We start from the raw sequence: 3,432 nt of genomic DNA on the forward strand, positions 1-3,432 counted from the left end.
CGCCGTGGTGTCGGCGTCCCTCGGCGCGGTCCGCGCGGCCGGCGCCTATGTCCCGCTGGACGCCCGCTGGCCCGAGGAGCGGCTCGACCAGGTCGCCGAGGTGGCGGACGTACGGGTCCTGGTCGTCGGCGAGGACACCGCCGCCGCCCCCTGGGTGACCGCAAGGGCCCGTCAAATTCCGGTTGTTGTGGTCGACCGTCTCGGCCGGGTCCTGCGGGGCGCGCCCGGACGGCCGGGCCGCCCGGCCGGCGTACCGGGCCCCGGCGCCCTCGCGTACGTGATGTTCACCTCCGGGTCCACCGGTCTGCCCAAGGGTGTCGGTGTCACCCACGCCGACGTGATCGCGCTCGCGGCCGACTCCGCGTGGCGGGACGGTGCCTCCGACGCGGTCCTGATGCACTCGGCATACGTCTTCGACGCCTCCACCTTCGAGATCTGGGCCCCGCTCCTGAACGGCGGCCGGGTCGTCGTCGCACCGGACGGCGTCCTGGAGGCGCGCACCCTCGACGTCGCCGTCCACGAGCACGGTGTGACCGCCGTGTTCCTGACAACGGCCCTGTTCAACGTGATCGCCGAGACCGACCCCGGCGCCTTCGCCGGTCTGCGACTCGTCTGCGCCGGTGGGGAGTTGGCCTCCCCGGACGCGATGCAGCGCGTCGCCGCCACCGCGCCCGGCGCACGGATCCTCCATGTGTACGGGCCCACCGAGACCACCACCTTCGCCACGCGCTACGAGGTGGCGGCCGACCTGCCGTCGGGCCCGCCGCCCGTCGGGCGCCCCCTGGACGGCATGCGCCTGTACGTCCTGGACGCGTCCCTGGGACCCGTACCGCCAGGTGTCGTGGGGGAGTTGTACCTCGCCGGACGGGGTGTCGCCCGGGGGTACACCGGGCTGCCCGCCCTCACCGCCGCGCGCTTCGTGGCCGACCCGTTCGACCCGGCGGGCGGGCGCATGTACCGCACCGGCGACCTGGTCCGCTGGACCCGTGACGGGCAGATCGCATACGTCACCCGCGCCGACGGCCAGGTGAAGCTGCGCGGCTACCGCATCGAACTCGGCGAGATCGAGGGCGTGCTGGCCTCCTGCGAGGGGGTCGCCGACTCCTTCGCCGTCGTCCGCGAGGACATGCCCGGCGACCGCCGGCTCGTCGCGTACGTCGTGCCCGCCGCCGGGGCGGACCCCGACCCCGGCGATCTGGCCCTCGCCGTCGGCCGGTCCCTGCCCGCCTACATGGTGCCGTCCGCGATCGTCCCGCTGGACGCGCTGCCGCTGACGGTCAACGGCAAGGTGGACCGGCGCGCCCTCCCGGAGCCCGCCCACCACACCCCGGTCCGCGGGCGCGCGGCCCGTACCGCCCGCGAGGAGATCGTGTGCGGACTCTTCGCCGACGTGCTCGGCCTCGACGGGGCCGGGGTGGACGACAACTTCTTCGCCCTGGGCGGCCATTCGCTGCTCGCCACCCGCCTGACCGCCCGCATCCGTACCGCGCTGGGCATGGAGGTCCAGGTCAAGACCCTCTTCGAGCACCCCACCCCGGCCGCGCTCGCCGCCGCGCTGGACGGCGCCGAGAAGGCCAGGAGCCGCCTGGAGCGGGTTCCCGAGCGCCCCGATCCGCTGCCGCTGTCCTTCGCACAGCAACGCCTCTGGTTCCTCAACCGGTTCGAGGGGCCCAGCGCCACGTACAACGTGCCGCTCGTGCTGCGCCTGGACGGTCCGCTCGACGCGGACGCCCTGGAGAGCGCCCTGGTGGACGTCGTGGAGCGCCACGAGAGCCTGCGTACCGTCTTCCCCGACGCCGACGGTGTGGCGCGCCAGCTCGTCCTGGACGCCCACGAGGCCGACATCGACCTGACGCCTCGTCACCTCGACCCTGAGCCCGGCCCTGAGTCCGACACCCGCACCGATCCCGCCCGCCTGGACGAAGTGCTGTCCGCCGAGGTCGCGCACGCCTTCGACGTGAGCGCCGAACTCCCCGTACGGGCCCGGCTGGTACGGCTCGGCGCCGAGGCGCACGTCCTCGTGCTGCTCGTCCACCACATCGCGGGCGACGGCTGGTCCCTCGCCCCGCTCGCCCGCGACCTGGGCACGGCGTACCGGGCGCGCACCGACGGGGAGGAGCCCGGCTGGACCGAACTCCGCGTCCAGTACGCCGACTACGCCCTGTGGCAGCGCGCGCTGCTCGGCGACGAGGACGACCCGGACAGCCGGGCTGCCCGCCAGCTGGACTTCTGGCGTGCGGCCCTCGCCGGCGCCCCCGACCTGCTCGACCTGCCCTGCGACCACCCCAGACCCGCTGTCACGGCGTACGGCGGCGACGCCTTCACCTTCCCCGTCGACGCGGACACCCACCGGGCCCTCGCCGACCTCGCCCGGGCCCGGGGATGCAGCCTCTTCATGGTGCTCCAGGCGGCCCTGTCGGTGCTCCTGTCCCGGCACGGCGCCGGTGAGGACATCCCGCTCGGCACCGCCGTCGCCGGACGCACCGACGAAGCCCTGGACGATCTCGTGGGCTTCTTCGTCAACACCCTGGTCCTGCGCACCGACCTGACCGGGGACCCCATCTTCGCCGAAGTGCTCGACCGCGTAAGGGAGTTCGACCTGGCCGCCTACGCCCACCAGGACGTGCCCTTCGAACGGCTGGTGGACTCCCTCAGCCCCGTCAGAGCCCAGAACCACCACCCGCTCTTCCAGACCATGCTCGTCCTCCAGAACCAGGCGGACGCCGCCGTCGACCTGCCGGGTCTCACCGTCACGCCGCAGCCTGTGCGGACCGGCATCAGCAAGTTCGACCTGACCTTCACCTTCGCCGAGAGACACGACGGCACGGGCCGGCCCGCCGGCCTCGACGGTGTCCTGGAGTTCTCCACCGAACTCTTCACCCCCGCCACCGCCCACACCCTGGCGGCCCGGCTCACCCGCCTGCTCGCCTCGCTCGCCGCCGACCCCGGCCGGCGTGTCCACACCGTCGACGTCCTGGACGCCGCCGAGCGGCAGAGCCTCGAACAGTCCGCCCACGGACCCGTCCGGCCCCGGGCGGCGGCCACCGCGCCCGAGGCGTTCCGCGCGCAGCGCGCCCGTACCCCCGAGGCGATCGCCGTACGGGACGGCGCGTACCGCCTCACCTTCCGTGAACTCGACCAGCTCTCCGACGACTTGGCGCACCACCTGCACGACCGGGGCATCGGCCGCGGCGACTTCGTCGCGCTCGCGCTCGAAGGCACCGCGGACCACGTGGTGGCCATGCTGGCGGTCACCAAGGCCGGGGCCGCCTACCTGCCGGTCGACCTGGAGTACCCGGCGGCACGGATCGCCCACATGCTCACCGACGCCCGTCCCGCGCTGCTCCTGACCCACGGCGCCGACCGCGCCGCACGCCACGGCCTGTCCCTGCCCAGCCTGGCCCTGGACGACCGCGCCGCCTGGTCCACCGG

Annotated in this window: 1 protein-coding gene; it reads left to right on the forward strand. The window is 74.2% G+C overall.

The genetic code is table 11. From position 1 onward, the window contains the following. The coding region (locus GT042_RS03695) for a non-ribosomal peptide synthetase (RefSeq protein ID WP_161307252.1) at positions 1–3,432 on the forward strand (3,432 nt) is incomplete at both ends.

The organism is Streptomyces sp. SID3212 (assembly GCF_009865405.1).
GTDB lineage: Bacteria > Actinomycetota > Actinomycetes > Streptomycetales > Streptomycetaceae > Streptomyces.